The organism is Metabacillus flavus, assembly GCF_018283675.1.
GTDB lineage: Bacteria > Bacillota > Bacilli > Bacillales > Bacillaceae > Metabacillus_B > Metabacillus_B flavus.
In genome coordinates this window covers 1,508,361-1,534,141 of record NZ_JAGVRK010000001.1, presented here as the reverse complement: position 1 = coordinate 1,534,141, position 25,781 = coordinate 1,508,361, and the positions used below count along the sequence as shown (strand labels likewise).

Below are 25,781 nucleotides of genomic sequence, written 5' to 3'. Positions count from 1 at the left end.
GGTGCTTTCATTTTCTTTTATAATCAAGAGAGCTGGAAAGGAGCGGTTCAGTTGGAATTTGCACTCGTGTTGTATATCCTTCCATTTGCGGTGATGATTTTGTCTCTCGCCGGTTCATGGTTTTTCAGAAAAATTTGGGTTATGCCTGTAATTAGCCTTGTTGTACTAATCGCATTAACCATGACGGTTTTTAACAGTACGTTTACGATTTGGGTATCCGTTTATACGGTTCTATCTATCCTAGTATCCTATTTCGGAAAAACTGGACGAGAATTATATGAGAAAAATAAAAAGGAGAAAGGGCGTTAGCCTTTTCTCCTTTTTTATTCATTATTAAGATGCATACATTTCCTGCAGCTGTTTTTGAATCTCTGCGTTTTCAAGGAATTCATCATAAGTCATTTGTTTGTCGATCATTCCGTTTGGTGTAAGCTCGATGATGCGATTCGCAATCGTTTGAACGAACTGGTGGTCATGGGATGCAAACAGCATGGAGCCTTTAAAGTTGATCATGCCGTTGTTCAAGGCAGTAATCGATTCAAGATCCAAGTGGTTGGTTGGTTCATCCATAATCAGTACGTTTGACCCGCTAAGCATCATTTTTGAAAGCATGCAGCGGACTTTCTCTCCTCCGGATAGAACGCTGGACTTCTTCAGTACTTCTTCTCCTGAAAACAGCATTCTGCCAAGGAAGCCGCGAAGGAAGCTTTCACTTTGATCATTTGGGGAGTACTGTCTTAGCCAATCAACAAGATTTTGATCATTGTTATCGAAATACTCGTTGTTGTCTTTTGGGAAATATGATTGAGACGTTGTCACTCCCCATTTGTATGTTCCGCTGTCCGCTTCCATTTCACCCATCAGAATTTTAAACAGCGTCGTTTTCGCTACTTCATCTGCGCCGGTGAATGCAATTTTATCATCTTTATTCATGATAAAACTTATATTGTCGAGCACTTTTACACCATCGATCGTTTTTGAAATGCCCTCAACGCGAAGCAAATCGTTCCCAATTTCACGCTCAGGCGTAAAGTGAACGTAAGGATACTTCCTTGAAGAAGGACGAATGTCATCAAGAGAAATTTTATCAAGCAATTTCTTACGTGAGGTTGCTTGTTTTGATTTGGACGCATTGGCGCTGAATCGCGCGACAAACGCTTGAAGCTCTTTGATTTTTTCTTCTTTTTTCTTATTGGCATCAGAAGCCATACGCTGTGCAAGCTGGCTTGATTCATACCAGAAATCATAGTTTCCTACATAAAGCTGAATTTTGCCGAAATCCAAATCTGCAATATGCGTACAAACCTTATTAAGGAAGTGTCTGTCATGGGATACGACGATTACAGTGTTTTCAAAGTTAATAAGGAACTCTTCAAGCCAGTTGATCGCTTTAAGATCCAAGTGGTTGGTAGGCTCATCCAGAAGAAGAACGTCCGGCTTGCCGAACAGAGCCTGAGCGAGAAGCACTTTAACCTTGTCTCCGCCTGTCAGTTCAGCCATCGTTTTTGTATGCTGATCTTCTGTAATTCCAAGACCTTTAAGTAATATGGCTGCTTCACTCTCAGCTTCCCACCCGTTAAGCTCAGCAAATTCGCCTTCAAGCTCAGCAGCTTTCATACCGTCTTCATCAGAAAAATCTGCCTTCATGTAGATGGCATCTTTTTCTTCCATGACCGCATACAGACGTTCATGCCCCATAATGACAACCTTTAATACTTCGTGCTCTTCATATTCAAAGTGGTTTTGCTTCAATACGGCCAGACGTTCGCCCGGGCCCATGTGGACATCTCCGCTTTGAGCTTCAATCTCACCGGAAAGAATTTTAAGAAACGTCGATTTTCCGGCTCCGTTCGCTCCAATAAGGCCGTAGCAGTTGCCTGGGGTAAATTTTATGTTAACATCTTCAAACAGTTTGCGGTCACCATAGCGCAAACCGACATTATTTACGGTAATCATAGTCTAAATCCTCCAATTAATAAGCATCCTTTACATTATAGCATGAATCAGGCAGCTGTAGACAATTGGAATAGCGGTCTATTCCTTCAATCTGAACGCCTCTTTCTCCAAAAGTAATACGCGGCCCACCCCGCTGCAAGTAAAAGAATCCATACCAGCAAATTACCCGCGAAAAATATAATGAGTGCAGAACCTGCATAAAGAAGTGCATTCACGCTGTTCATAAATTGCTTTTGAGTCTTCTCCCACGTATTTAAATCCTGATTTTTCACTCCTGGAACGACGACTTTGGTTTCACTCAGCTGAATGGTTATGGTTGATAGATCCGTTTGGTTCTGCAAATATTTCATTCTCCCTTTCAGCTGTTCGATTTCTTGCTGAACCGCTGAAAGATCCTTTGAAATGGCTAAGAGATCACCTGTTTTTTCCGCCTTCTTCATAAATTCCAGCAAACGTGCCTCGACCGCTTCTTTTGCTTTAAGCCGTGATTCTAAATCCACAAATTCCTCTGTTACATCCTGGCCCGATATATTTTTTTGGACAATCTTATATGCTCCCTTTTCCATAGAACTTAAAAACCCGCTGAATTTATCCTGTGGAATACGGAGGGTCATCGTCCCCTCATTCAGCCCGCTTTCTTCTCCGCTCACATTGGAGCTTGTACTGACCACATATCCCCCAGCGGATTGAGCCTCATGCTGAATGTTCTGATAGGCTTTATCAAAATCTTTCACTTCGATAACCATATCGGCTGTGTAAATGATTTTCCTGTTCGAAGGCGTCTGGAGAGCCTGCTCCTTATTATCACTTGCCGCCTGTTCCGTTTCTGCTTTCCCTCCGCTTTCGGCAGAGCTTTGGGATGCTGTATCACTGCTTTCTTTTTTTGATTCACTCTCCCCCCTAAACAGCCAGTCAGTAAGAGCATACAAAATATCAATGCAGCTGCCGCCTTTTTCATCAAATCGCCTCACTTCCTATTTATGTAAACAGACGGATGTGCTGTAATAAATGTTACATAAAAAAATACTGTCCAGGATCTTCCTTGAAAGCCTTTAAAGCCGCCAAACAAAAAAACAGCCGGTCCGTAAACGGCCAGCTGTCTTGCTTTTATTAATTTGTTGCGCGAATTTTATTAAAAGGAAGCATGACAAACTCTGATTTTCCAATGACTCGATCCGCTTCAATTAAGCCAAGACCTGTCCTGCTGTCCATGCTGACCAGACGGTTGTCACCCATAACAAAATATTTTTCATCGGGGACCTTTACTTCCTGGAAATCGTTGGTGAGCTGAAGGCCTGAAGCCTGGGCAGCTTTACGATTTGAGTTTAAGTAAGGCTCTTTTACTTCTTTCCCATTCACATACAGAACATCATTTTTCACTTCAACAGTGTCCCCTGGAAGCCCAATTATTCTTTTTACATAGTGCTCTTTATTTTCTTTTCCATTGATAATGACGATGTCTCCTCTGTCAAACTTTCCAATGTAATGAATCGCCTTGTTTACGAAAAGCTTTTCAGTATTTTTCAGTGTAGGATCCATGGAATCTCCATCTACCACGTAGGGCTCGAAAATAAAGATTCGGATACTTACCGCAAGCAGCACGGCAACTGCAATGGCAATAATCCACTCCAGCACAGGACTTTTTTTCTTTTTTGGGGCTGACTTATCCGACACAGGTGTTCCTCCTCTATGTACTGCTCCTAAAGTTGCTGTAAAATAGCATATGCTTCCCTATTTTATCACATAAGCTTCAAATTAACTCAAGTTTATCGGTCTGCTATAACCCTGTCAATTAAATATATAACCAGGATGACTGGGCTCTCTGCAAGCAATCGAAGCTTAGTGCCTGCCGCTTCATTTCAAGCGTGCTCAAATCAGCCTTTTCCTTTAATACAGCACAAAAAGCGAAATATAGAATGCTCCCCCCTCCTATGTGAATAGACTGGTTTTAGGACTGGCCGCAAAGGAGCGTAAAGACATGGAGGATGCAATATCACTGATACTCTCACCGCTCGTTTTAGGCATCAGCTTAGCTGCACCTTTAGGACCGGTTAAGCTTGAAATGATTAAAAAAGGAATGGCAGGAGGCTTCTGGCCCTCTTGGCTCACAGGAATCGGAGCAATTACGGCAGATTTATTTTATATGGCCTCAATCGCTGCCGGTTTTCTTCCGTTATTCAAAAATCCTGCTGTATCCTTTTTCCTTATGGCGGCTGGGGCGGTACTTCTGTTCAGACTGGGCGCCAAAAGTATTTTGGTCTTTTTTAAAAAGGATGCCCTAATCGAATCTTCCGAGCCAATACCACACTCTCTCCCGCATTGCTTTTTAACTGGGTTCCTGATAGCTTTTGCCAACCCCTTTAATTTTCTGTTTTGGTTCGGAATTTATGGTGCTGCCCTGTCCAGATTTTCACCTGCAGCCGGATGGCCGCACATATTGGGTTACAGCTTTTTCATTATTTTAGGAATCTTTCTTTGGAACTTGAATGTGGCATTCACAGTCCATTTTGGAAGAAACCTTATTTCTAACAAAATGATTAAAAAAATAAGCTTTGCTGCCGGACTAATGCTGATTGCGTTCTCTTTCAAGCTTATTTGGGATTTTTTTCATTCGTTCAATTAAAGGGAATTCGCCTGCTCCATCAGTTCCATACTATTATGGATAAACCAAGGAGTGGTTCACGCCTTACAGCTAAATCAGTATTTAAAGCCAATCCATTACAAATCATGTCAAAAAGGAATGCCTCTTTACGGTCTTCAGAAAGGAACGCCATTAAAGCCACTCAACGCTGATGAGGCAGGTGACAAAGAGCTGTCCGCTTGTATTCTTGGTATTCATAAATCCAGTGCCCAGCTCCGCAGTATGACAGTGATTGAATGCACAAACGAACCGATTCGCCGGTCGCTGCTTGACAGTGCACGAAACTGTGCTGAGATGGCAACTGAATTGTTTACCTATATGAACCGAAAGGGGTACCAAGTAGCCAACCCAAACAAAAATACTGAAGGACGCCTTCACGGCCAGCACCATTTTCCTCATTCCCCAACTAAGATCCCTGCCTTATGTGCGGGGATTTCATTTTTTTAGGAGAAACCAAATTCCCAATCTTTACGACTAATTGGTTATGTATTCACAAACAGCTTTTTTTCTCACAAAAATGAAATGGATTGTGGTAGGATGATAGTTAGTGTTTAGACCGGCTGGAATCAATATTCTAGCGGAAGCTATTGTCAATCAGCGCTGAATCAGCCTTTAATTAAAGCTGCTATTCTGCAATAAGTTAGCGGCATGGCTGTCCTATGGGGTATATGCAGATTTAGGGAAAAATTCATGATAGACAATTAAAACGAACGCCTTGCAGATTACATGATAAATGTATTTCCATACAGAGGATTAAGAAAGGTGATAGGATTGCAGCGTTTTAAGGAAAGTTTTTTTGACAGTAATTTAGTAATGGTATTGATTTTAATTATGTGTTCAAGCTGTATCGCCATTTACAGTGCGCAAAGTCATGGTCAATATGATGAGAATTTTCTTTTCAAACAAATACTATGGTTTGTTATTGGTGCTATTATCATTTCAGGAGTTTTAACATTCGACTTTGAACAAATTGAGAGACTTACTCCATTTCTCTATGGCTTTGGTTTGCTGCTTCTAGTATTAATCCTGGTTGCTCCTTCCAGTCTGGTTCCCGAGATAAACGGAGCTAAAGCGTGGTTTAAATTTCCTGGAGTTGGTTCCGTCCAGCCTTCCGAATATATGAAGATCTTCATCATTCTGATGCTCTCGTATATTACGAAAAAACACAGTGATTCTCATGAAATGGGCGATATTTACAGTGATTTAAAGTACCTTCTAAAAGTCGGAATAACCTCAGGCGTTCCTATCCTATTAATTTTGAAGCAAAATGATTTCGGAACGTCACTTGTTATTTTAGTTATTACAGCAACGGTTATTTTCGTTTCAGGCATTAGCTGGAAAATCATAAGCGTCATTGTAGGATTCGCTGTTACTGCCGTTTCAACCTTAGTCATTTTATTTCTATATAAGATGGACTGGCTGCTGCTTTTCGTGGATCAATATCAAGTGAATCGAATTTATGCATGGCTCGACCCGGCTAAATACGGTTCGGATATCAGCTACCAGCTGAAACAATCCATTACTGCAATCGGTTCCGGTATGATTTCAGGCAAAGGCATCGGCGGTGGAGAGGTTTATATCCCTGAAGCGCATTCCGATTTCATCTTTACCATGATCGGAGAAGAATTCGGATTCGTAGGGGCATGTATTGTGGTTTGTTTATATTTCATTCTTATTTACCGGATTGTCATCATCGGTTTTAACCAAATGAAAAACATGTTCGAATTATATATTTGTGTGGGTATGATTGGATTGATTATGTTCCACGTGTTTCAGAATATCGGCATGGTAATTGGGCTTCTTCCTATTACAGGGATCCCTCTCCCGTTGCTAAGCTATGGGGGAAGTTCAGTTCTTGCAACGATGTTCGGTCTGGGATTAATCCTGAATATATCTTACCAGCAAAAACGTTCGATGTTTTCAGGTGACAATTAAATTTCATGAAGGTAAACAGCCCCCGTTCAGAAATGAATGGGGGCTGTTTATATTCGATAGTTAATCATCCATAGGCACCAAAAAGTAACGTATAGTCTTTTATTGCACTAGGCACTATACTAGTCATAAGAGAAAACGAAAAGGCGGTGTTATGAATGAAAAAATACAACATTCCTGTTGAGGCGGCACTCGAGGTAATCGGCGGAAAATGGAAAGTTGTGATTCTTTGCCATCTTATAAAAGCCAAACGCAGGACCGGTGAACTGAAACGGCTTATGCCCGGTATTACGCAAAAAATGCTGACCCAGCAGCTTCGCGAATTGGAAGATGACGGTGCTATAGAAAGAAAGGTTTACAATCAGGTTCCTCCAAAGGTTGAATATTTCCTCACTGACTATGGCTGGTCCCTAAAGGAAATTCTTGACTCACTTTGTGCTTGGGGAGAACAGCATATTGAACGTGTCTACCCTGATAAAAGCGAAGTGCTTATGACGGAAACAGAACAGGATGAACTTCATATTCATTAAAAAGGATGGCCCGCACAGGCCATCCTTACTTGAGTGATTTAAATGATACGGAGAGCCTCCAGGAATATGAGAATAATTGTAGCCGGAATGAGAGGGAACAGTCAGAGCGAGAACCAATCCCCTGCATTTCCTGTACTCCATAAGCTAATAGCCTATGTGATTAAAAATCAGCTTCTGTTTATTGCAGTCCAGGTACCTTCTTGCTCCTTTTGCTTTTTAAAAAGCCTTGCGTATACTCCATCTTTTTCGAGCAATTCATTATGTGTTCCCCTTTCAGCAATTCTACCTTTACATAAAACCAGAATTTCGTCTGCCTGGAATACCGAGTCAACAGAACGAGTCAAAATCATGATCGCTCTGCTCCCCTTCATTGATCTGATTCCTCTTCGGATCTTTTGCTTCGTCTGGTATTCCACTTCACTTGCAGCATCATCCAATACAAGGATACCCGGATTTACACATAATGCCCTGGCAATAGCAAGACGCTGCACCTGACTCTTCGATAAACCCGTTCTTGAAAGAACCGTATTATACTGTTCAGGCAGTTCCATAATGAAGTCATGTGCTTGGGCGAGCTTTGCAGCGTCAATAATCTCACTCATAGGTGCATCCGGTTTCGAAAAGGCTATATTTTCTTTTACAGTTTCTGAAGTTAAAGAGGAATGTTCAAAAACGGCAGCAATGGACGCAGCAGGAGGCTCTTGATTAAGCTCTTCCCCATCAAACTTAATTCGCCCTCTTTCAGGACTGTAAAACCCGCTCATCAAATGGGCTATGGACGTTTTTCCCGCCCCTGTTTCCCCAATTACTCCAATGGTTACTCCAGGTGTCAGTGTAAACGAAATCGAATTGAGCGCATAAAGACTTTTTTTGCCGTATGAAAAAAACACCTCTTCAAATTGCAGATATCCTCTTCTCAGTCTTGGAGATATTGTAGAGGAAGCCTGCTTAGAGGGCTCTAATATCTTAAGCAATCTGCCGGAGGATTCTTTTGCCAAATGCATTTGAGCAAGCTCTGAGCAAAAATCCGATAAAGAATACAGAATGCTCCCCCATAGAATAGAGGCAGCTGTTAGTTCGCCTATTTCCAAGCTGCCCGTCCAAGCAAAGAATGCTCCGCACAAAAAGAAAAAGCCAGCCCAGAGAACTCCTGCATACTTAAACCGGCTGGAGGGAGAAAATAAAGCGTCCAGATCATTTTCATCATTCTGCGCCATTCTTTTCAAGGGATCGAACTCAGTATGATGTTTATTGATCCATGCCTTCTCCGACTGATACATCACAAATCCCCATACCGGGAGAATGATAATTGCAAAGATTACGAGTGGAGGAGAATACATAAAAATAACCAGCAGATAAATGATGGCAAGAAGAAGAAACTGAATGAGTTTATATACCCCTCTTGAAAAAAATAAACGGACTCTGTCTACATCCGGTTTGAAAGCCTCCATCAGCTGAACTACCCGCTTTTCATCAAAAGAGTGGAAGGAAGACTCCGTAAGCTTCTTATGCATTAGCGAATCAATCTTTTTACCCATCTTATACCCAAAGCGGATGCTCCGTTTTCGGTAAATAGCCCAGAAAAGCCAGCCCAGGATTAGAAGCCCCATCGCGCCCGCTGTCCACAAAAAAGCAAGATCATTAATTTGATCATCAGCTGCTCGCTGCAAAATGACGATTGAGCCTGCGACGAGGATTTGAAGAAGAAAAAGATATAAAAGTGACTGATAGAAAGTTTTTTTATAGGACCCGCAATAATATGTAAGGTTTTTAAAGTCATTCATAGATTCATCCCCGATCATGCTTAAAGCAAACTGCCATATTCTTCAATGTACACCATAATATATCGGTATACGGTGAAATTAGCCAGTTCATTCGATGAAATTCTTTAATTCGCGACCTACGATGCAGGATATCTATCTTATAAATTATTAAAAACCGCAATATTTCCGCAAAAAAAACATGCAGCGCTACACTGCACATTTCGGTTTATTTCAGCCGTAAATCACACTCCGCTGCGGTCTTTATCACACAGTCCCTGATCTTGAGCTGCTCATTAAACCCTGGATAACCTAATCATGGTGACTTTTTGGCTTCCATTAATAGATTTCGTATCACTTCTGTTTTCGCATTTGCATAGTCATTCCCGTGTGGCCATTCCTGCATGCTCAATTCTTTTTTCACCCTTGCATAGGTATCTCTTGCAGCATCGTTCCTCTTCAAATAATCTTTGAAAAGCAGATGATCCCTCCACCAGTCCGATTTAACGGGAACGATGTGAAGATGACAGGAGCGGTTCTTATGAATCACTTCTCCAGGTTCAGCATCATTTTTCGCCCCAATGAAAAAACGCCGGAAAGGGGTTTGCTCATTGTATACAGACATGTAAAAAAATTCCGTCTCTTCCAGCAGCCTGGCTGCATCATCCAATTCAGCCTCTTCCCTTAAACCAGCCATGATATCAATGATCGGTTTTGCACATAATCCTGGTACTGAAGTGCTTCCAATATGCTCAATTTCAGGTTCAAGCGGAGCCAGCAGGTGTTCCAGCCGTTTTTTCAGAAAAGCAAATTCTCCCTGCCAGCTTTTCTGATAAGGAATAAGCTCAATTTTCATCGTTTTACATACCCTTCATTAAGCTTCCACACATTTACTGATTGGGCACAAACTTTACCGCCTGAAGCAAATAGCTTAATACCGGTACTATTCTTTTTTGGATAAATTCTTGAGGTCATAACCGCTTCTCCCCCATTTGCAAAGATCTCTGCAGATGATCGGTCCAGAAAAATATGCAGTTTAACCCTATCTGTTTTCGACAAATCCGCTTCTCGAATCCCCCCGCCAGGACCTATCCCGCTGTTATCCCTGTTCAGAATGAGCTTAGAAGAAGACAGGTCAATGGTAAGCACCGTTTCTTCTTCAGCACCGCATCTCAGCTTTAACCCAAATGCCAAGAGCGCCGGATCTTCAACCGCGAATTCCACTATGATTTCAGCCATATCGGCGAACCCAATCGTCAATTCTTCTTCAACTGTAATCTCCTGCAAGGAAACACTTTTTTCTGCCCTAAGCGCTTCAAGCTCCGCAATCGGGTTCATGAACATGCGGTTATCTTCACTTAGCGAAAGAACCCGGGGGATCGTTAACGCACCCGCCCATCCATCCTGTTTTGATGGCATTTCCTGTTCCCACATATCCATCCAGGCAATTAGGATGCGCCTTCCGGTATCATCCAGAAACGTTTGGGCTGCATAAAAGTCATGCCCCTTATCAAGCTCCTCAAAATGCCCATAGTCAAATTTCAGCGTTTCATAAGAAAAGTCCCCAATAAAATAGCCAGTCTGCTTTAAATTGGCATAGAGAGGCCCCTCCTGTTCCATTCCTTCAGGAGAGATGAGAAGAACATGTTTCCCCCCCAGCTCAAATAAGTCAGGGCATTCCCACATAAACCCCAGGTTTTCGTTTCTATTTTCAGCCAGGACTCCGCAGTATTCCCAGTCTGTCAATTTTTCTGAACGGTAAAGAACAACCTTGCCTAACCCATCTTTTTGTGTGCCAAGCACCATATACCAAAATGAACCCTCTTTCCACACCTTAGGATCTCTGAAGTGACTTGATCCATCTTCAGGCACCGATTCCAAAACAGGATTTTGAGTATCCTTAGTAAAGGAAATTCCATCTTCGCTTCTAGCTATACACTGAACCTGCTTCAGTTCCTTTTGCTGATCATCCAGCCATACATTGCCGGTGTATATTAGAGTTAACAACCCATCTACCTCTACAGCACTTCCTGAAAAGCATCCATCACAGTCATACTCCTCAAAGAGGGCTAGAGCAATCGGAAGCTGTTCCCAGTGAACAAGATCCTTGCTTTTTACATGCCCCCAATACATCGGGCCCCAATCCTCTCCAAACGGATGATGCTGATAAAACACATGATATTCTCCCTTAAATTGAATTAATCCGTTAGGATCATTGATCCAATTAGAAGGTGCACTAATATGATAACCGAGTCTATATGAACTCTCTCTAATCGCTGCTCCTTTTTCAGAAACCGCTGCATCTGCTGATTGAATCTTCCTTATGTAATCCTGATTCAATTTAAAATCCCCCTATTAAAGCGCTATCATTTAAATGCTGATTTAATCAATCATCGCATGAATTTGATGATCTTTCCAGACAGTTGCAGAAAAGAACATAAAAAAGTCTTGATTCATAAAAATGAATCAAGACTTTAGACGGTTAAGTCAGAAAATTAAAGTTTAGTAACGTTTTCTGCTTGAGGTCCGCGTTGGCCTTCAACAACGTTGAATTCAACTTTTTGGCCTTCTTCAAGAGTTTTGAAACCTTCACCTTGAATAGCGCTGAAGTGAACGAATACATCGTTTCCATCTTCAAGTTGGATGAATCCGAATCCTTTTTCTGAGTTAAACCATTTTACTGTACCTGTTTCCATGTTGGTACCTCCAAAAATTTATTTATGCGCATTTCCTTTACCTGTGTAAATAAAAAATTCACATACAATAAGCAGCATCCCTAAAGTGTCACGTGAGATACATCCCTATTGTATGTGAACTTCAAGAGGAAATGGAACACTTTAACTTTACATATATCATCATACTATATTTAAATAAAAAGTACAACCTTACTTGAAAATAAATTCGAATGGCTGGTGTAACTTTCATGAAATGGCTATGGTTCTTGTTAATCGCCTATGCGGTATTCTTTGCTCCTGGACAAAGCGGAAAGCAGGATCCCGTTCTCCAGGCATTCTTATCGGGAAATTTTAATGATCCTGATCCAATGATCACTATGGTCTTTTCATTTCTTGGAATCTTTCCTTTCCTTTGGACAGCCCTCTATCTTCGCCGGGATGAATCAGCCGTACCTGCATGGCCGTTTGCTTTGTTCTCATTCATCTTGGGCGCATTTTCCCTTTTGCCCTATTTGTTTTTCAAAGGCAATGGAAAAAAGAAGCGGAATGCAGCAATAAAAATCGGCCAGGCCCTGTCAAGCGAGTGGGTGATAATTCCTCTCATTTTGATCACTCTCTTTTTATTTGTATTCGGAATCACTCAAGGCAGCGCCATTGCTTATCAAAAAGCCTTTATGCAATCCAATCTCGTGAGTGTAATGACTGCGGATTTCCTTGTACTATATATCTATTCCTATTGGTGGATGAGAAGAGAATCCCCCGGGTATGAAAAATACTGCCTGCTCCCGCTGGCCGGAGCCCTCCTCGCTGTCTTTATAAGCAGAAAAACAGACCGTTTATAAAACGGTCTGTTCTCCTTTATTCAGCGTTTTCCGTTTCAGCAAGTACACGGTTTACACGTTTCTCAAGCATCTTCATTCCGCTTCCTCCGGCCTGGAAATGGCGAAGACTGCCGTCTTTATCAAAAACGTAATATGCAGGCACATATTGATTTTCAAATGCATCTGTAAGCTTATGTTCACTGTCTACAAAGATTGGCTGATGAATGCCATGTTCTTCAGCTGTCTTTTTAATTGCATCCAGGTTCAAATCATCTTCAGAACGAGGCATGTGGACAGCCACAACGTTTAGTTTATCCTTGTACTCATCTCTGAACTGATTCACCTGCGGCATAGCTTCCTTGCAAAGATGGCAGCTCACGGACCAAAAATGAATTAATGTAGGTTTTTCCCCTGTTAGCTCCTCTTTCGTTACCTGGCCATTCAGCCATTCAACGGCGCCGTTCAATTCAGGCATTGGCTCACGCAGTTTCATATATAACCCTCCTATAGTAAGAAAAAGGCCTAACCGGCAGTTAGACCTTCAGCTATTCAGTTCTAATTAAATCTTAAAGTGTAGCTTGTCCTGGCTTCCAGTTAGCCGGGCAAAGTCCGCCGGTTTGAAGTGCTTGAAGCACACGAAGTGTTTCATCCACGTCACGGCCGATGTTGTTATGGAATACTGTTTGATATTGAAGCTCGCCTTCAGGGTTGATAATGAAAAGTCCGCGAAGTGCTACACCTTCTTCTTCAATCAGTACACCATAATCACGCGATACAGCATGGTTCGTATCTGCTGCAAGCGGATAGCGAAGATCTCCAAGGCCATTCTCTTTGCGGTCTGTGTTGATCCATGCAAGGTGAGTGTGGATTGTATCTGTAGAAAGACCGATTACTTCAGCATCAAGATCTTCGAATTCATCATAGCGGTCAGACATTGCTGTGATTTCAGTCGGGCAAACAAATGTGAAATCCATTGGATAGAAGAAAAGAACAGTCCACTTATCGTTCTTCATGTTCTCCTCAAGACTTACTTTGCCAAATTCTTTGTTAGCCAATACGGCTTCCATTTCAAAACGGGGTGCTTGTTTTCCTACCATACGTTCTGCCATTATGTATCCCTCCAGTATTTATTAAAGCAATTGAGAAAAAAACAGGTCCTTTCTCAACACCTATTCATTTTTCACATTGCCTATTATAGCAGATAGCTATTTTTAGTCAATGTTAAATGATAATGAATTTAATTAGCGAATATGCCCAGGTACACTCTACTTGTTATACCCTAATTCAAGCAAAACATGAAGGTTTTTGTTTTTAATACGAAAAAACCTGTGATAAACTGATCAATGATTTTTCATTTCCCAGAGCATATTAAGTTTAACATGCTGGTGGAAGGGTAACAAAATGATTAGCTTATCCCCTATTGTATGGAAAGAAAGGAAGATGCAAATGGATATCATACAAAAAATCAATTGGGCAGGCCTGCTGACAAATGCAGGGATCATTACACTTAAACTTATCATCATTTTAGTCGCATTCCTTATTGTCAAAGCAATCGGAAGCCGCCTCATTGAAAGAGCGTTCCAAAAGGTTCAAAACCGGCAGCAGGTATCCCCTGGGCGGGCAATGACCTTGCAGAGCCTATCCTTAAACGTCTTTGGATACATACTGGTTTTCATTTTCGTCGTAATGGTCTTTCAGGTCTTTGAATATGATGCCACAGCTCTCCTTGCTGGAGCAGGGGTAGTGGGACTTGCTATCGGATTCGGTGCACAGGGTCTTGTCAGTGACGTTGTTACTGGATTTTTCCTACTTCTCGAACGCCAGCTGGATGTCGGAGATTACATCACAACAGCCGGTTTCTCTGGAATCGTTGAACAGGTAGGCCTTCGCACCACCCAAATCCGCGGGTTTGACGGCACCCTGCACTACGTCCCAAATCGTGAAATCACGAATCTGAGCAACCACACCAGAGGCAACATGCGCGCACTTGTTGACATCGGAATCTCTTATGACGATGATATCGACCACGCCATCAAAGTCATGCAGGATGTCTGTGATAAAGTAGCAGCAGAAATGCCTTCAATCGTTGAAGGTCCAAACGTAATCGGTGTACAAACCCTCGGGGCCTCAGACGTAGTCATCCGTGTTATAGCAAAAACAGAAAACGGAGAACAATGGGGAGCTGAACGCGTATTAAGAAAAGCTTTCAAAGAAGCCTTCGATGCTAATGGAATTGAAATTCCATTTCCGCATCAAGTATATATGGAAAAGAAAGATCCCTCTGGAAATGCATGAAAAAAGAGCCGAAGAGGCTCTTTTTTGCTTGGTGTGGATTCCGCTCTCTTTTCTCATAATGCCCGGCATTCTTGCCTGGCATCGCACCCTTTTCTCATCATGCCTGGCATCGTGCGCTTTTCTCATCATGCCTGGCATTTTTGCCTGGCATCGCATCCTTTTTCACGCTTACCTGGCATTTTTGCCTGGCATCGCATCCTTTTTCACGCTTACCTGGCATTCTTGCCTGGCATCGCATCCTTTTTCACGCTTACCTGGCATTCTTGCCTGGCATTGCATCCTTTTTCACGTTTGCCTGGCATTCTTGCCTGGCATTGCATCCTTTTTCACGTTTGCCTGGCATTCTTGCCTGGCATCGCACTCTTTTTCACGTTTGCCTGGCATTCTTGCCTGGCATCGCTACCTTTTTCACGTTTGCCTGGGTCAAGTCCATTATTTTGTGTAAAAGTTCATTACCATGTTTTCAACCTTATAAATTGGATAGGGTATGGATCTATAAAGGAAGAGAACTTAGTTCTCTTTCTCATCGTACATGTATTTTCTTTCTCCAGGATCAAGAGATTTTTCATAGTCCATCAAGACAGCTCCGATTAGACGAAAAGCAGACTGGGTGTTGGGGAAGATCCGAATGACACGCTCTCTTCTCCTGATTTCCGAATTTAGGCGTTCCAGATTGTTCGTGGTCCGCAGCTTCTTTTGAAAGCCCAGTGGCTCATTCATGAATTGGATGGCATCTTCAAAGCCATCGTCCAATAGAGACAAGACCGTTTCATATCCGCGCTCTCCATCATAGGTCTGCATAAACTCCTCTTTTAAAGCTCTAGCGTCCTCTGGTTTTGTGGCATCAAAAATACGCAGGAGGGCGTGTTTTAATTCTTCTGCCTGTTTCTTCGGCATGCGGTCAAAGAGGTTCTTTTTAAAGTGGAACGTGCATCTCTGCCAGCTGGTTCCGACAAAGGATTCCTGAATCGCTGCCTTCAAGCCCTTGTGGGCGTCTGAAATCATCAATTTGGGAGATTGAAATCCCCTGGATTTGAGGTAGCTAAAGAATTGCGTCCAGCCTTCTTTGGATTCGGAATGATTGACAGCCAGCCCAATGACTTCCCGTTTGAGCTGGGAGTTGACCCCAACGGCCACATAAACGGCTTTGGAAACTACACGCTGATGTTCGCGGACCTTAATATACAAAGCGTCCACAAACACATACTTGTAGTACATGACATTCAGGGGTCGGCTAGCCCACTCGTTCACGATGGGATCAAGTTTTTTGGTGATCGTGGAGACAAGGGACTTGGACACACTTTCCCCGCAAAGCTGTTCCATGATCTTCGTCACTTTGCGGGTCGAAACCCCGTTGACGACCATTTCTATCATAGACAAGACGAGTGCTTGGTCCGCACGCTGATACTTCTCGAATACAGATGTGGAAAACTCCCCGTTTCGGGTACGAGGGACTTTCAGGTTGATTTTTCCGATGGAGACGAGAAAGTCTCGGTCATAATAGCCATTCCGGTAGTCTGTACGGGCACTCGTTCTTTCATAAGCATCCGCATTCAGGTGCTCATCCCTCTCGGTTTCCATCATTTGATTGAGAATGAGGACAAGTGATGATTTCACCACAGCGTCCAAGTTGGAATTCATGAGGTGGTCTTTTAAGTCCTCTACATTTAGGGTAAGATTAATTTGGGTCATATTCATCCTCCATTACATTTTTTCTTGGTCGAAAACATTGTAACATGAGGGTGATATGACCCTTTTTCTATTTACACAATTATATGGACTTTACCATTTGCCTGGCATTCTTGCCTGGCATTCTTGCCTGGCATTGCATCCTTTTTCACGTTTGCCTGGCATTCTTGCCTGGCATCGCACTCTTTTTCACGTTTGCCTGGCATTCTTGCCTGGCATCGCTACCTTTTTCACGTTTGCCTGGCATTCTTGCCTGGCATCGCTACCTTTTTCACGCTTACCTGGCATTCTTGCCTGGCATCGCACTCTTTTTCACGTTTGCCCGGCATTCTTGCCTGGCATCGCTACCTTTTTCACGTTTGCCTGGCATTCTTGCCTGGCATCGCATCCTTTTTCACGCTTACCTGGCATTCTTGCCTGGCATTGCATCCTTTTTCACGTTTGCCTGGCATTCTTGCCTGGCATCGCACACTTTTCTCATCATGCCTGGCATTCTTGCCTGGCATCGTGCACCCTTTCACTCCATGCCTGGCATTCTTGCCCGGCATCACGCACTCTTTTACCCCATGCTTGGCATTCTTGCCTAGCATCGTGCACTCTTTCACTCCATGCCCGGCATTCTTGCCTAGCATCATGCACTCTTTCACTCCATTCCCGGCATTCTTGCCTGGCATCGTGCGCTCTTCTCTCCTAATGCGCGGCATCGCCCTCTCTGTCCCTTCATACCAAACATTTCCCCAAAAACAAAAAAGCCAGCAGTGCTGGCTTTTTATTGATTAAAACGATGCTGCACCTGCTGGCAGATTTCTTCAGCTGATAATCCGCTTGCTTCAATAACGGAACCTTCTGTGACCGTGTTGCTGATTCCCATGATGTTATTGTCCTGACCGGTTACGATGCAGCAGTCGCAGTTTTGGGCATCCTCTTCGCTTCGGATTTGAACAACATCATAGCCCATCGATTTTAGTGCTTCTTCTACATTGGTTAATGATTGTTCTACACCTATTCTTGGCATAAAAACACCTCCTGTCTGATAAGGTGCCTCAGATTGGAGGTGTTTATTCCATAATTTAGGACTTAAAAGAAAAATATGCGGTCATTGTTCGAAGGGCGGTTTCCATTGCTGTTTCATCAGGCTGCAGCTTGCTGTGATGGAGACCATATTCCGAGCCGGTACCAAGCCAAAACATGAAGCCGGGTATTTTAGATAGAAAATATCCAAAGTCTTCTCCTGTCATGGCTTCTTTGCTTTCTTCCAATTGTACAAAAGGAAGTTTTTTAGCAAACTCCATAAATTCCACTGTAAGTTCAGGTTCGTTAAAGACTTGATAGTACATTGCCCCGTAGTCGATATGTGCTTCACATTCATAAGCAACTTCCAGTCCTTTTACAAGAGCTTCGATCCGTTCTTTCACTTTGCCCATCGAATGGGCGGAAAGGGTTCTGATTGTCCCTTCCAGTCTTGCTTTTTCTGCAATGATGTTTTGGACGGTGCCGCCTGTTATTTTCCCTATTGTAATGACCGCACTGTCTAGCGGATCGACGTTTCTGGAAATGATGGTTTGGAGCTGCCCGACCAGCTGGCTTGCGGCAACGATCATATCTTTAGCTGTATGTGGATAGGCAGCATGACCGCCTTTTCCTTTCAAATCAATAAAGAGCTCAGATGTATTGGCAAAAAGCAAACCGGTTTTCGTTCCAATGGTTCCTTGCGGCAGATCAGGAGCGATATGAAGAGCAGTAATGAAATCGGGTTTCCATTCCAGGAATTCCTCGCTTTCCATCATTGGCTTTGCCCCGCCTGGCCCCTCTTCCGCGGGCTGAAAAATTACGAGGAGGTCGTCAGAAATCGGATGATAGACAAAATGCTCAGCAATGGCAAGCCCAATTGTCATGTGCAGATCATGCCCGCATGCATGCATCATCCCTTCATGAATGGATGAAAAGGGATAGCCGGTTTCCTCCGTGATCGGCAGTCCGTCGATATCCGCCCGGTAGCCCATCATTTTAGCAGGATTGGTTCCTTTTATTTTAACAAGCAGTCCCGTACGCCATTTCTTTAATTCAAACCGGTCTGCAGGAAGCTGTTCAAAGAACTGAATAAGATAATTTTGTGTTTTTAATTCCTGAAAACCGAGTTCAGGTATTTGATGAAGATCCCTGCGGATCGCAGTCAATTTTTCCAATGAGAGCATTCGATCAGCCTCCAAAAGATATAGCAATGCGCGGATGACAGACACCCGCGCACAGCATATGCAGCTTCTTACAGTTGACGAAGCTCTTGTTTGATTTCGATTTTAGATTTAGTTTTTTCGTCGATATCTTTTATTTTTTTAGCAGGAGTTCCAGCAACAACTGTATAAGGAGCCACGTCTTCTACTACGATTGCTCCTGCTGCTACAACTGCTCCTTTACCGACTGTTACGCCTTCAAGGATTACAGCGTTTGCTCCAACCAATACATCATCTTCAATAACGACCGGCTTTGCGGAAGGCGGCTCAATAACCCCTGCAAGTACGGAACCTGCACCAATGTGGCAGTTCTTTCCTACGGTTGCTCTTCCTCCAAGAACGACATTCATGTCGATCATTGTTCCTTCTCCGATAACAGAACCGATGTTAATGGAAGCACCCATCATGATTACAGCGTTGTCTCCGATTTCAACTTGATCACGGATAATGGCGCCAGGCTCAATGCGCGCTTTGATTCCTTTCATATCAAGTAAAGGAATCGCTGAGTTGCGGCGGTCATTTTCTACAACATAGTCTTCGATTTTACTTTCATTAGCTTCAATTGCTTCTTTAATTTCTGCCCATTCACCGAAAACAACTCCGCTGCCGCTGTTTAAAAAGGTTTTAGAGGAAGCCCCGAAATCAATTCCTTCAACATCCCCTTTAACATAAACCTTTACAGGTGTGGATTTCGTGCTATTTTGAATAAATGAAATAATCTCATTTGCATCCATCATTTTCATATGTATCGTCCTCCGTCTAATTTAATATCTTTTTTACTCTATCAAAAGGAGCGGTTAATTGACAAGCATATTCATCACAATGAAGTTTTACTCAGGCTACCGACTGCTACACTGTTTAAACAAAGAATAAAAATCAATCCAAATTATTCCATGAGTCGCTTACCTCCTATAGCATGATAATCATGCTTTTAAGCTTTTTAAGAATAGTTTGGAGGATAAGCAAGTACTGGTTCAAGTAATTTAAGGCTCTCAGATGCCGTTCTCCCGTTCTGCTTCATTCGACCAATCTTCGACTACCTCTAAGAACGCCTGAACCTGCTTGAGCTGGAAGGCTGCCTCATATCCTATCATCCATGTATCCCTGGCTATTGGATTCCCCTCCGGATCCGTGAGCGGGACTTTATAAATCGGCTCATTCTCATCAAGGGCTACCGAGGGGAGGATCGCATAACCTATTCCGTTATATGCCATTTGCTTACACGTCTCAATCTGGTCAACGACAATGGTCCGCTTAGGCGAGGTTTGAAATTTTCGGTGCCACCAGTCCTGTATTTCCTGATAATAGGTGGAATCACTGCGGAATTGGATAAATGGCCGTTCTGTCGTCATCAGCTCTTCCGCATTGCGAAGTTCTGTATCTACGAGATAGAGTTCATCTCTAAGCAGATGCTTCTTTACCCCGCGCCATTCGAGACTCCCTCTGACAATGCCTATATGAACGTTGTCTTCATAAAGACTTTTTATGATCTCGCTGCTCCACCCTGTAATAAGGGAGATTTTTGCTTGAGGATATCTTTGAACGTATGTTTTAAGCACTTTCGGGAGCCAATGCTGGCCAATGATAGAGGCGACGGCAAGTCTTAGCGTCCCGCTGACCTCCCCTTCAAGAGAAGATATTTCTTCTCTTACCTTTTCTTCACGGAGAACCATTTCTTTTGCATAGTCCACTATTTTTTCCCCTGCAGGTGTAAGCGTAAGACCCTTTTGTGACCGGATAAATATTTTGGCTCCCCAGGTTTTTTCAATCGATTGCAGCCGCTGTGACAAGGCAGGCTGGGAGACGAATAAACGCTCCGCTGCTTTTCTCATATTCATTTCTTCTGACAGGACTAGCAGCATTCGTAATTCTGTAATCTGCAAGGCGTTCCCTCATTCAATAAGTTTTTCTTATATTATATTCTTTTTTTTTCGTTATTTCATTATGTTTCAGTTCGGAATATAATATTTGTACAGAGGGGGGATGCATATGGAGTGGCCGCTTCTCTTTATCGGAGCCATCACTTCTTTCCTTGGAACACTTGCTGGCGGAGGCGGACTGATTGGGATGCCGGCAATGATTTTGTATGGACTTCCCATTCACCAAATTATCGCAGCTGTAAAATTTTCAAATACAATCAGCTCATTTTCAAGTTTTTTCTTTTTGCTGAGAAGTGATGAAATCAAGATGAAAGAGGTAATCAAAATTATCCCTTTTGCTTTGGCAGGAGGGATAACCGGTGCGTCTCTAGCAGGAATGATCCCTGAAAAGTTCATGAATGGAATCGCCCTCATTCTTTTGGCTTTTGCTCTTCTCTTAAGCATGATAAAGAATCCGCAAAAAAGAAGCGATCCAAGCAGCAAGCTCCCGGCCAAGTCATTTCCAATGATATATGGGATCGGTGTGTATGATGGGTTATTCGGCCCAGGCCAGGCTACATTGAGCATGTATATGTATTTTCAGATCGGACTGTCATATCTTCAATCCATCGCTTACACAAGATTCCAAACCTTCATCAGCTGTATTGGAGCCTTTACGATGTATTTATCAGCAGGTATGGTCAATTTCAAAGCGGCCATTCCGCTCGCCATCGGTTCTGTAATCGGTGCGCAGCTGTCAGTCAGAACCGCCAAGTTTATTTCTTTTGCATCAGCTAAATGGATTATCAGGGGGGCTACCGTGCTATTAATTGGTCAAATCGTTTATCAGCTTATTCAATAGGAGGACGGCAACTTGAAAAAGATAGAGTTTATTAAAATAGATCATGTGCAAATTTGCGTGCCTGTTGATTGTGAAGAAAAAGCAAGGGAATTTTACTTGAAATTGCTTGGGTTTAACGAAGTCAGGAAGCCTGAAAGCTTAAGAAAGAATGGTGGTTTCTGGTGTCAGGCAGGGGAAATTGAAGTTCATATCGGATTAGAGGATATGGAGTTTACAAGAAGCAAAAGGCACCCCGCCTTCGAAGTGGCAGATATTGAAGCAGCAAGACGTCTGCTTATGGAGTCCGGAGTGATGATGAACGAGGAGCCTCCAATATCTGGAAGAGACCGCTTCAGCTTCTCGGATCCGTTCGGAAACCGGATTGAATTTTTACAGTACAAATAAGGCCGCATTCCAGACTGTCACCCTCCTCTTCCGTGGAGCAGGAGGGGACCGGCGGCTGCTTTCACCTCAGCCCCTGTTTAATCTTTTCACATGGCGGTCAAGCTGTTTCAAAATTTCACGCCTCGTAAAGATTCCTTCGAAATAGCCGTCTCCGCTCTCCACACAGACAAACGGATGATCTACCACAATTTCAAGGCCTTTAGCCGCAGAATCGGTAATTTTTAGCCTTGGAATATCAAAGTTCATAACCTCTGACACTTTAATTTCGCTCAGTCTTTCAGCTTCAATCCGTTCAAGACCCATAATGGCATCAATTATCATATTTGTTCCGATTAATCCATGCAGTTTATAGGAAGAGTCAAGAACTGGAATGGCGGTATAGCCTGTTCTTGTCAGAACCAGAAGAGCGTGCTCCAAATTGTTCCCCAGCTGCACGTGGGCAACTTTGTCGCCCGGTATCATTAAATCCTGAATGTTAATTTCCATAATTTTTTCAGCCCGAAGAGTAATCATTGCTGTACTTCCTCTCTTTTTTTACAGTTAGCGTATTACTATTACCCATGCTTGCTTAAGTTAAAACAAGCGGACAAAAAAAACGGCACCCGACTTGAGTACCGTTCTCTATGTAATCACATCACTCAAAACGAATTCGGTCATAAAGAACTGTCAGCTGCTTGTATGTTTCCATATCGACTGCTTTCTCGCCGCTTTCGATATCGTTCAACTCACTGCTCAAAAGCTCAATGGCATACTCTTGCTTCATTAACAAACTGATTAGTAGCTCCTGCTCTTCACTTGAGAGTCTTTTATCTGCCAAACCCATCTTTTTGCCCCCCTGTTGCCTGTTGTCACTACAAGCATAATAAAAGGGGTTTTCTTCGTCAAACGCAATTTTCGACATGCATTTCCCTTATTTTGTATATCGGTTCGCATAGCTGAAGGCAGTGTAAGAATCTGGTTTTATTCTCGCTTCAACCCCCATTGCCGTAATTCTCCCTGTCATTTCCTGAATGAGGTCTTTCGTTACGCCTTTTCTTCCGATATCAAGGTGAATTTCGAAAGTCAAATCTGCCCCTTCATCCGAAAATGGGATGAGAATATCAGTCAATCCTCCCAAATAAAGGGTGATAAAAGAGTAAGCCAATTCCTGACTAAGCGCGGTTTCCGTCGAAATTTTTTCATGAACACTGTTAATCGGCCTGGGAAGAACATAATTTTTCAGGCACCCCCAGGCCCCTTTTCCCACTCGGTGAAGATGAATAGCCGTAATGAATTTCGTTTCCTTTTGATGAACATGGGAGTCTGTACCGATCGACAACACATAAACAGACCGCGGATCCTTTTGGATAAAGGATTTTAGGCGTGATATTACATCCTGAAGTGTCATGTTCTCTTCCGTTACATTATAAAAGGCAAACGTATCGCTCATCATGCATCTCCTTTAAAGGTTCTTGTTAACCTTATACGCAATCTAAAACCGATATGTTATCCTTTTCTCCCATTCATGTTAAAAATATGTAAATGCCTGATTAGGCTTGTAAAAGGTCGAAAATTTCAATGGCAATGATATCAATGTTATCGAATTGGTAAGTCTGAGGCTTTCCGCCTTTTTCATAAACTTCAAGTTCGAACATTTCGTTTTTCTCGAAATATTTTACGCTGCAGCGCTTCTCACCTTCTACTTCAAAAAAACGCTGGGAAGGCTCATTTCCTGCTGCTGTTTCCTGTAGACTTTGTAGACGGCTGATAATACCTGTTAATTGAGACATTTCTTTTTCTCCTTCCAAAGAACAACTTGTTCTTATCGGTTATTTTCCTCATATTTGCTATTCTTAACCATATTGCTTCATCCTATATCTATTAGAAAGTTTACCACATTTGCCTTCAGGATAATATGTTCGCAATCATCTAATTTTCTTTCAGCTTTTTGCCGGGCTATACTATAAGAGTTAAGGCAAAAGGGGGAAAGAAAATGGGATTTGCAAAACGAATATCAGACCGGATCAGCATGATTGACACTTTTGACTTAGGGAAAAAGGGCAGGACCTCCTCCTATGTACTCCATGAGGAAAAGCTTACCCTGCTGGAGCCTTAAGCGAGCCCCTCCATCCCGCACATCAAATCAGGCTTATCGGAGCTTGGGCTGTCTGTAACAGCTATAAAATATATCATTGTTACGCACGTCCATCTGGATCACGCAGGAGGGGCAGGATTGCTTTTAAAAGAATGCCCAGATGCCAAAATCATTGTTCACCCTAAAGGTGCCCGCCATCTTGTTTGTCCTGAGAGACTGATTGCCGGTGCGAAGGCCGTTTATAAGGAAGATTTTGATGTCCTTTTTGATCCGGTTATTCCTGTTCCTGAAGAACGGATTCTAATCATGGGGGATAAAGAACAATTGGCGATTAGCGAAAATTGTGTCCTGGAGTTTATTGATTCACCCGGACATGCCAATCATCATTTCAGCATATTTGATCCAATAAGTAAAGGGATTTTTGCCGGAGACGTTCTCGGTATTGTTTATGAGGACGATTCATTCGGCAGGTTTTGTCTTCCTTCCACCTCTCCCAATCAGTTCAATCCGGAAGCAATGCTTAAGTCTGCAGAACGCTTGTAATCGTATTGTCCGGAGTTCATTTATTTCAGCCACTTCGGTCCTCATGATCATCCATACGGAGCATTTGCCGAACTCCGGAAAATGCTCCCGGTTTTTCTTGCCGCAGCAGATTTGGTATTTTCCCTCTCAGGAGATTTGTCTCTTTCTAACCTGGCCGCTAAGACAGAGGAGGAATTAAAAAAACGGGTATTCGAAGAGCCTGAGATCAAAAACATTCCCAATAACCACCCCGTCTATGATATTCTAAATCTTGATTTGTCTGTAAGTGCGATGGGCCTTGTCCATTATTTTCAAAGTTTAAGCAATAGAAAGCAGTGATAACTATGACAAAAAAGATTACAGTGTATACGCAGCCTGACTGTCCCCCATGTAAAATCGTTAAGCAATTCTTGGATCACCATCATGTGATGTTTGATGAAATAGATATTTCGAAGGACCAAATAGCCAGAGACCATTTAATTAAAAATCTGCAATCCTATTCTACACCCACGATTACAGTGGATGGATTTATTGTTAAAGGTTTTGATCTTCCGGCACTTGAAAAATTAGTACTGTAAAAAAGAAGAAGCCCTCCGGCTTCTTCTAAATGCCCGCTGATCTTTGAAGACGGCGGGCAATTTCCTGAAAATCCTCTTCCGAAATTCCCGGAGCAAACTCTTCAGGAATCTCTTCCAGGTCTGGAACCGGTACACCTTGAGGATGGCCGATTATGACTTCAAGAGGTTCTCCCTTAGGTCCCCTTCCCTTCCAGATTTTATCGATATCCCTATAATACTGATCACTGAATGTATACAGCCTTCTATTCACCCCTAAATCTTCAAACTTTTTAGCAGAAGCAAATTTGGTGTTATCCAGATCGGGTATAGGGAGCATTTTCATTACATCGACGCCGGTGGCTATTTCTAAAGCTTTTGCATAAGCAACGATATGAACCCCGCCCCGGACAAGCAGATAGCCAATCATTTCCCTTGCCACCGGGTTATCGGTCATTTGATACACCCTCATCTTGTGAGTCCTCGCTCCGCATTCCAGGAAAAAGTTGTGAAGGAGATCAAGCACAAGATTACCGCTGTTGAATACGTTGTCTCCAGTCCACGGCCGCCCCATTGAATCAAAAGGAAAAGCGGTTTGAGCTGTAGAGATAAAATGCAGTGTGTTTCGTTTATTTACTGCTTCTCTCATAGGTGTAGAGTCTGGCGGACCAGGGTGAGTCGTCCCAATAATCATAAGGTTAATCGTATTCGCCACAAGCTCTACATGACCCATTTCTTCTGCGGTTATACTTGCTACAAGATCATAAAATGGCTTTAGCTTTTTTTTGCTGCGAAAATTGAAAGACTGATACAAATAATTATTTAAGGTAGACATTTCACCGAACTTTCCTCCAAGCAGCTCCTGCACAGCCGCTGCAGCATTTGCGTCTGGGTTTTTGGGTTTTGGAAGATCAATGAGCAGTCGGTCGATACGAGTAAACACGCAGATTCCTCCCTTTTTTAAGGCACTGTTATTTACCTATGTGGAAGGTGCAT

35 protein-coding genes are annotated in these 25,781 nt (G+C 42.8%); 13 read left to right on the top strand and 22 right to left on the bottom strand.

Annotated features, from left to right (window positions below; translation table 11 throughout):
- The first annotated feature begins 51 nt into the window (after positions 1 to 51).
- Positions 52 to 309, top strand: a complete 258-nt coding sequence (locus tag J9317_RS07930) for a DUF2651 family protein (protein ID WP_211557678.1) — start codon at positions 52 to 54, stop codon at positions 307 to 309.
- Positions 310 to 333: 24 nt separating this feature from the next.
- Here J9317_RS07930 and J9317_RS07925 read toward each other — a convergent pair whose 3' ends face one another.
- The 3 genes from J9317_RS07925 to lepB form a co-directional block, all read right to left on the bottom strand.
- Positions 334 to 1,956 carry an ABC-F family ATP-binding cassette domain-containing protein gene (locus J9317_RS07925; protein WP_035413362.1) on the bottom strand — a complete coding sequence of 541 codons (1,623 nt, stop codon included), beginning with the start codon at positions 1,954 to 1,956 and terminating at the stop codon, positions 334 to 336.
- A gap of 86 nt (positions 1,957 to 2,042) precedes the next feature.
- The gene (locus J9317_RS07920; RefSeq protein WP_211557677.1) at positions 2,043 to 2,927 is read right to left on the bottom strand and encodes a DUF4349 domain-containing protein; all 885 of its coding nucleotides are present in this window, start codon (positions 2,925 to 2,927) and stop codon (positions 2,043 to 2,045) included.
- Positions 2,928 to 3,066: 139 nt separating this feature from the next.
- A complete protein-coding gene (gene lepB, locus J9317_RS07915; protein WP_211557676.1) occupies positions 3,067 to 3,630 on the bottom strand; it encodes a signal peptidase I in 564 nt (187 codons plus the stop codon).
- Positions 3,631 to 3,934: 304 nt separating this feature from the next.
- On the opposite strand from lepB, the gene J9317_RS07910 reads away from it, so the two are divergent.
- The 4 genes from J9317_RS07910 (at position 3,935) to J9317_RS07895 (ending at position 7,059) form a co-directional block, all read left to right on the top strand.
- A complete protein-coding gene (locus J9317_RS07910; RefSeq protein WP_211557675.1) occupies positions 3,935 to 4,579 on the top strand; it encodes a LysE family translocator in 645 nt (214 codons plus the stop codon).
- Positions 4,580 to 4,630: 51 nt separating this feature from the next.
- Entirely contained in the window at positions 4,631 to 5,044 is a 414-nt protein-coding gene (locus J9317_RS20810; RefSeq protein WP_211557674.1) for a spore coat protein, read from the top strand.
- Between the two features lie 315 nt (positions 5,045 to 5,359).
- On the top strand, positions 5,360 to 6,532 hold the full coding sequence (locus J9317_RS07900; RefSeq protein ID WP_347880510.1) for an FtsW/RodA/SpoVE family cell cycle protein: 1,173 nt from the start codon (positions 5,360 to 5,362) through the stop codon (positions 6,530 to 6,532).
- A 155-nt stretch (positions 6,533 to 6,687) separates the two neighbouring features.
- Entirely contained in the window at positions 6,688 to 7,059 is a 372-nt protein-coding gene (locus J9317_RS07895; RefSeq protein ID WP_211557672.1) for a winged helix-turn-helix transcriptional regulator, read from the top strand.
- A gap of 167 nt (positions 7,060 to 7,226) precedes the next feature.
- On the opposite strand, the gene J9317_RS07890 is transcribed toward J9317_RS07895, so the two are convergent.
- From J9317_RS07890 to J9317_RS07875, 4 genes are all read right to left on the bottom strand, one after another.
- The gene (locus tag J9317_RS07890) at positions 7,227 to 8,843 is read right to left on the bottom strand and encodes an ABC transporter ATP-binding protein (protein ID WP_211557671.1); all 1,617 of its coding nucleotides are present in this window, start codon (positions 8,841 to 8,843) and stop codon (positions 7,227 to 7,229) included.
- A 292-nt stretch (positions 8,844 to 9,135) separates the two neighbouring features.
- Positions 9,136 to 9,675 (bottom strand): GrpB family protein, encoded by a 540-nt coding sequence (locus tag J9317_RS07885; RefSeq protein WP_211557670.1) that lies wholly within the window; start codon positions 9,673 to 9,675, stop codon positions 9,136 to 9,138.
- The gene (locus tag J9317_RS07880; protein ID WP_211562207.1) at positions 9,672 to 11,144 is read right to left on the bottom strand and encodes a glycoside hydrolase family 32 protein; all 1,473 of its coding nucleotides are present in this window, start codon (positions 11,142 to 11,144) and stop codon (positions 9,672 to 9,674) included. The genes J9317_RS07885 and J9317_RS07880 overlap by 4 nt, the downstream gene beginning before the upstream one ends.
- A 170-nt stretch (positions 11,145 to 11,314) precedes the next feature.
- The gene (locus J9317_RS07875; RefSeq protein ID WP_035403871.1) at positions 11,315 to 11,515 is read right to left on the bottom strand and encodes a cold-shock protein; all 201 of its coding nucleotides are present in this window, start codon (positions 11,513 to 11,515) and stop codon (positions 11,315 to 11,317) included.
- 227 nt (positions 11,516 to 11,742) lie between these two features.
- On the opposite strand from J9317_RS07875, the gene J9317_RS07870 reads away from it, so the two are divergent.
- Entirely contained in the window at positions 11,743 to 12,336 is a 594-nt protein-coding gene (locus J9317_RS07870) for a hypothetical protein (protein WP_211557669.1), read from the top strand.
- Between the two features lie 16 nt (positions 12,337 to 12,352).
- On the opposite strand, the gene J9317_RS07865 is transcribed toward J9317_RS07870, so the two are convergent.
- Together J9317_RS07865 and ahpA are read right to left on the bottom strand one after the other, a co-directional pair.
- Positions 12,353 to 12,808 carry a TlpA family protein disulfide reductase gene (locus J9317_RS07865; RefSeq protein ID WP_211557668.1) on the bottom strand — a complete coding sequence of 152 codons (456 nt, stop codon included), beginning with the start codon at positions 12,806 to 12,808 and terminating at the stop codon, positions 12,353 to 12,355.
- 73 nt (positions 12,809 to 12,881) lie between these two features.
- Positions 12,882 to 13,424, bottom strand: a complete 543-nt coding sequence (gene ahpA / locus J9317_RS07860; RefSeq protein WP_035403865.1) for a biofilm-specific peroxidase AhpA — start codon at positions 13,422 to 13,424, stop codon at positions 12,882 to 12,884.
- A 337-nt stretch (positions 13,425 to 13,761) separates the two neighbouring features.
- Here ahpA and J9317_RS07855 point away from each other — a divergent pair, with 337 nt between their 5' ends.
- Positions 13,762 to 14,610, top strand: a complete 849-nt coding sequence (locus J9317_RS07855) for a mechanosensitive ion channel family protein (protein ID WP_211557667.1) — start codon at positions 13,762 to 13,764, stop codon at positions 14,608 to 14,610.
- A 97-nt stretch (positions 14,611 to 14,707) separates the two neighbouring features.
- Here J9317_RS07855 and J9317_RS20805 read toward each other — a convergent pair whose 3' ends face one another.
- The 8 genes from J9317_RS20805 to ccpC all read right to left on the bottom strand — a co-directional run bounded on the left by J9317_RS20805 (position 14,708) and on the right by ccpC (position 20,413).
- Positions 14,708 to 14,830 carry a hypothetical protein gene (locus J9317_RS20805; protein ID WP_284143263.1) on the bottom strand — a complete coding sequence of 41 codons (123 nt, stop codon included), beginning with the start codon at positions 14,828 to 14,830 and terminating at the stop codon, positions 14,708 to 14,710.
- Positions 14,831 to 15,120: 290 nt separating this feature from the next.
- On the bottom strand, positions 15,121 to 16,302 hold the full coding sequence (locus J9317_RS07850) for an IS256 family transposase (protein WP_211557504.1): 1,182 nt from the start codon (positions 16,300 to 16,302) through the stop codon (positions 15,121 to 15,123).
- A gap of 71 nt (positions 16,303 to 16,373) precedes the next feature.
- Positions 16,374 to 16,505 carry a hypothetical protein gene (locus J9317_RS20800; protein WP_284143262.1) on the bottom strand — a complete coding sequence of 44 codons (132 nt, stop codon included), beginning with the start codon at positions 16,503 to 16,505 and terminating at the stop codon, positions 16,374 to 16,376.
- Between the two features lie 147 nt (positions 16,506 to 16,652).
- Positions 16,653 to 16,973 (bottom strand): hypothetical protein, encoded by a 321-nt coding sequence (locus J9317_RS07845; RefSeq protein WP_211557660.1) that lies wholly within the window; start codon positions 16,971 to 16,973, stop codon positions 16,653 to 16,655.
- Positions 16,974 to 17,068: 95 nt separating this feature from the next.
- On the bottom strand, positions 17,069 to 17,314 hold the full coding sequence (locus tag J9317_RS07840) for a YkuS family protein (protein ID WP_211557658.1): 246 nt from the start codon (positions 17,312 to 17,314) through the stop codon (positions 17,069 to 17,071).
- Positions 17,315 to 17,369: 55 nt separating this feature from the next.
- The gene (locus J9317_RS07835; RefSeq protein WP_211557657.1) at positions 17,370 to 18,494 is read right to left on the bottom strand and encodes an N-acetyldiaminopimelate deacetylase; all 1,125 of its coding nucleotides are present in this window, start codon (positions 18,492 to 18,494) and stop codon (positions 17,370 to 17,372) included.
- Positions 18,495 to 18,562: 68 nt separating this feature from the next.
- Positions 18,563 to 19,273, bottom strand: a complete 711-nt coding sequence (gene dapD / locus J9317_RS07830) for a 2,3,4,5-tetrahydropyridine-2,6-dicarboxylate N-acetyltransferase (protein ID WP_211557656.1) — start codon at positions 19,271 to 19,273, stop codon at positions 18,563 to 18,565.
- A 249-nt stretch (positions 19,274 to 19,522) separates the two neighbouring features.
- Complete coding sequence (ccpC, locus tag J9317_RS07825; RefSeq protein WP_211557655.1) at positions 19,523 to 20,413, bottom strand: transcriptional regulator CcpC; 891 nt, start codon at positions 20,411 to 20,413, stop codon at positions 19,523 to 19,525.
- Positions 20,414 to 20,519: 106 nt separating this feature from the next.
- Here ccpC and J9317_RS07820 point away from each other — a divergent pair, with 106 nt between their 5' ends.
- Both J9317_RS07820 and J9317_RS07815 read left to right on the top strand, forming a co-directional pair.
- Complete coding sequence (locus tag J9317_RS07820) at positions 20,520 to 21,251, top strand: sulfite exporter TauE/SafE family protein (RefSeq protein ID WP_211557654.1); 732 nt, start codon at positions 20,520 to 20,522, stop codon at positions 21,249 to 21,251.
- Between the two features lie 12 nt (positions 21,252 to 21,263).
- Complete coding sequence (locus J9317_RS07815) at positions 21,264 to 21,635, top strand: VOC family protein (RefSeq protein WP_249292056.1); 372 nt, start codon at positions 21,264 to 21,266, stop codon at positions 21,633 to 21,635.
- 66 nt (positions 21,636 to 21,701) lie between these two features.
- Here the strand turns inward: J9317_RS07815 and cbpB are convergent, their stop codons facing one another.
- The 4 genes from cbpB to J9317_RS07795 form a co-directional block, all read right to left on the bottom strand.
- Complete coding sequence (cbpB, locus tag J9317_RS07810; RefSeq protein ID WP_211557653.1) at positions 21,702 to 22,148, bottom strand: cyclic-di-AMP-binding protein CbpB; 447 nt, start codon at positions 22,146 to 22,148, stop codon at positions 21,702 to 21,704.
- Positions 22,149 to 22,269: 121 nt separating this feature from the next.
- Positions 22,270 to 22,458, bottom strand: a complete 189-nt coding sequence (gene abbA / locus J9317_RS07805) for an antirepressor AbbA (protein ID WP_211557648.1) — start codon at positions 22,456 to 22,458, stop codon at positions 22,270 to 22,272.
- 87 nt (positions 22,459 to 22,545) lie between these two features.
- Complete coding sequence (locus tag J9317_RS07800; protein WP_211557646.1) at positions 22,546 to 23,064, bottom strand: ribonuclease H-like YkuK family protein; 519 nt, start codon at positions 23,062 to 23,064, stop codon at positions 22,546 to 22,548.
- A gap of 100 nt (positions 23,065 to 23,164) precedes the next feature.
- The gene (locus J9317_RS07795) at positions 23,165 to 23,404 is read right to left on the bottom strand and encodes a YkuJ family protein (protein ID WP_211557644.1); all 240 of its coding nucleotides are present in this window, start codon (positions 23,402 to 23,404) and stop codon (positions 23,165 to 23,167) included.
- 203 nt (positions 23,405 to 23,607) lie between these two features.
- Between J9317_RS07795 and J9317_RS20910 the strand changes: the two genes are divergently transcribed.
- The 4 genes from J9317_RS20910 to J9317_RS07785 all read left to right on the top strand — a co-directional run bounded on the left by J9317_RS20910 (position 23,608) and on the right by J9317_RS07785 (position 24,809).
- Entirely contained in the window at positions 23,608 to 23,730 is a 123-nt protein-coding gene (locus J9317_RS20910) for a hypothetical protein (protein ID WP_347880509.1), read from the top strand.
- A gap of 12 nt (positions 23,731 to 23,742) precedes the next feature.
- Positions 23,743 to 24,252, top strand: a complete 510-nt coding sequence (locus J9317_RS20905) for an MBL fold metallo-hydrolase (protein ID WP_347880551.1) — start codon at positions 23,743 to 23,745, stop codon at positions 24,250 to 24,252.
- Between the two features lie 135 nt (positions 24,253 to 24,387).
- Positions 24,388 to 24,570 carry a hypothetical protein gene (locus J9317_RS20900; RefSeq protein ID WP_347880508.1) on the top strand — a complete coding sequence of 61 codons (183 nt, stop codon included), beginning with the start codon at positions 24,388 to 24,390 and terminating at the stop codon, positions 24,568 to 24,570.
- A 5-nt stretch (positions 24,571 to 24,575) separates the two neighbouring features.
- Positions 24,576 to 24,809, top strand: coding sequence for a glutaredoxin domain-containing protein (locus tag J9317_RS07785; RefSeq protein ID WP_211557642.1), 234 nt, complete (start codon positions 24,576 to 24,578; stop codon positions 24,807 to 24,809).
- 25 nt (positions 24,810 to 24,834) lie between these two features.
- Here the strand turns inward: J9317_RS07785 and J9317_RS07780 are convergent, their stop codons facing one another.
- Entirely contained in the window at positions 24,835 to 25,728 is an 894-nt protein-coding gene (locus J9317_RS07780) for a manganese catalase family protein (RefSeq protein WP_211557640.1), read from the bottom strand.
- Positions 25,729 to 25,781: the final 53 nt, after the last annotated feature.

Excerpts from the sequence above, each read along its gene's own strand:
- J9317_RS07925 (WP_035413362.1), bottom strand. The coding sequence starts at position 1,956 with ATGATTACCGTAAATAATGTCGGTTTGCGCTATGGTGACCGCAAACTG.
- J9317_RS07910 (WP_211557675.1), top strand. The coding sequence starts at position 3,935 with ATGGAGGATGCAATATCACTGATACTCTCACCGCTCGTTTTAGGCATC.
- J9317_RS07895 (WP_211557672.1), top strand. The coding sequence starts at position 6,688 with ATGAAAAAATACAACATTCCTGTTGAGGCGGCACTCGAGGTAATCGGC.
- J9317_RS07890 (WP_211557671.1), bottom strand. The coding sequence starts at position 8,843 with ATGAATGACTTTAAAAACCTTACATATTATTGCGGGTCCTATAAAAAA.
- J9317_RS07885 (WP_211557670.1), bottom strand. The coding sequence starts at position 9,675 with ATGAAAATTGAGCTTATTCCTTATCAGAAAAGCTGGCAGGGAGAATTT.
- J9317_RS07875 (WP_035403871.1), bottom strand. The coding sequence starts at position 11,515 with ATGGAAACAGGTACAGTAAAATGGTTTAACTCAGAAAAAGGATTCGGA.
- J9317_RS07870 (WP_211557669.1), top strand. The coding sequence starts at position 11,743 with ATGAAATGGCTATGGTTCTTGTTAATCGCCTATGCGGTATTCTTTGCT.
- J9317_RS07865 (WP_211557668.1), bottom strand. The coding sequence starts at position 12,808 with ATGAAACTGCGTGAGCCAATGCCTGAATTGAACGGCGCCGTTGAATGG.
- ahpA (WP_035403865.1), bottom strand. The coding sequence starts at position 13,424 with ATGGCAGAACGTATGGTAGGAAAACAAGCACCCCGTTTTGAAATGGAA.
- J9317_RS07855 (WP_211557667.1), top strand. The coding sequence starts at position 13,762 with ATGGATATCATACAAAAAATCAATTGGGCAGGCCTGCTGACAAATGCA.
- J9317_RS20805 (WP_284143263.1), bottom strand. The coding sequence starts at position 14,830 with ATGCCAGGTAAGCGTGAAAAAGGATGCGATGCCAGGCAAAAATGCCAG.
- J9317_RS07850 (WP_211557504.1), bottom strand. The coding sequence starts at position 16,302 with ATGACCCAAATTAATCTTACCCTAAATGTAGAGGACTTAAAAGACCAC.
- J9317_RS20800 (WP_284143262.1), bottom strand. The coding sequence starts at position 16,505 with ATGCCAGGCAAACGTGAAAAAGAGTGCGATGCCAGGCAAGAATGCCAG.
- J9317_RS07845 (WP_211557660.1), bottom strand. The coding sequence starts at position 16,973 with ATGCCAGGCAAGAATGCCGGGAATGGAGTGAAAGAGTGCATGATGCTA.
- J9317_RS07840 (WP_211557658.1), bottom strand. The coding sequence starts at position 17,314 with ATGCCAAGAATAGGTGTAGAACAATCATTAACCAATGTAGAAGAAGCA.
- J9317_RS07835 (WP_211557657.1), bottom strand. The coding sequence starts at position 18,494 with ATGCTCTCATTGGAAAAATTGACTGCGATCCGCAGGGATCTTCATCAA.
- dapD (WP_211557656.1), bottom strand. The coding sequence starts at position 19,273 with ATGAAAATGATGGATGCAAATGAGATTATTTCATTTATTCAAAATAGC.
- J9317_RS07820 (WP_211557654.1), top strand. The coding sequence starts at position 20,520 with ATGGAGTGGCCGCTTCTCTTTATCGGAGCCATCACTTCTTTCCTTGGA.
- cbpB (WP_211557653.1), bottom strand. The coding sequence starts at position 22,148 with ATGATTACTCTTCGGGCTGAAAAAATTATGGAAATTAACATTCAGGAT.
- abbA (WP_211557648.1), bottom strand. The coding sequence starts at position 22,458 with ATGGGTTTGGCAGATAAAAGACTCTCAAGTGAAGAGCAGGAGCTACTA.
- J9317_RS07800 (WP_211557646.1), bottom strand. The coding sequence starts at position 23,064 with ATGAGCGATACGTTTGCCTTTTATAATGTAACGGAAGAGAACATGACA.
- J9317_RS07795 (WP_211557644.1), bottom strand. The coding sequence starts at position 23,404 with ATGTCTCAATTAACAGGTATTATCAGCCGTCTACAAAGTCTACAGGAA.
- J9317_RS20910 (WP_347880509.1), top strand. The coding sequence starts at position 23,608 with ATGGGATTTGCAAAACGAATATCAGACCGGATCAGCATGATTGACACT.
- J9317_RS07785 (WP_211557642.1), top strand. The coding sequence starts at position 24,576 with ATGACAAAAAAGATTACAGTGTATACGCAGCCTGACTGTCCCCCATGT.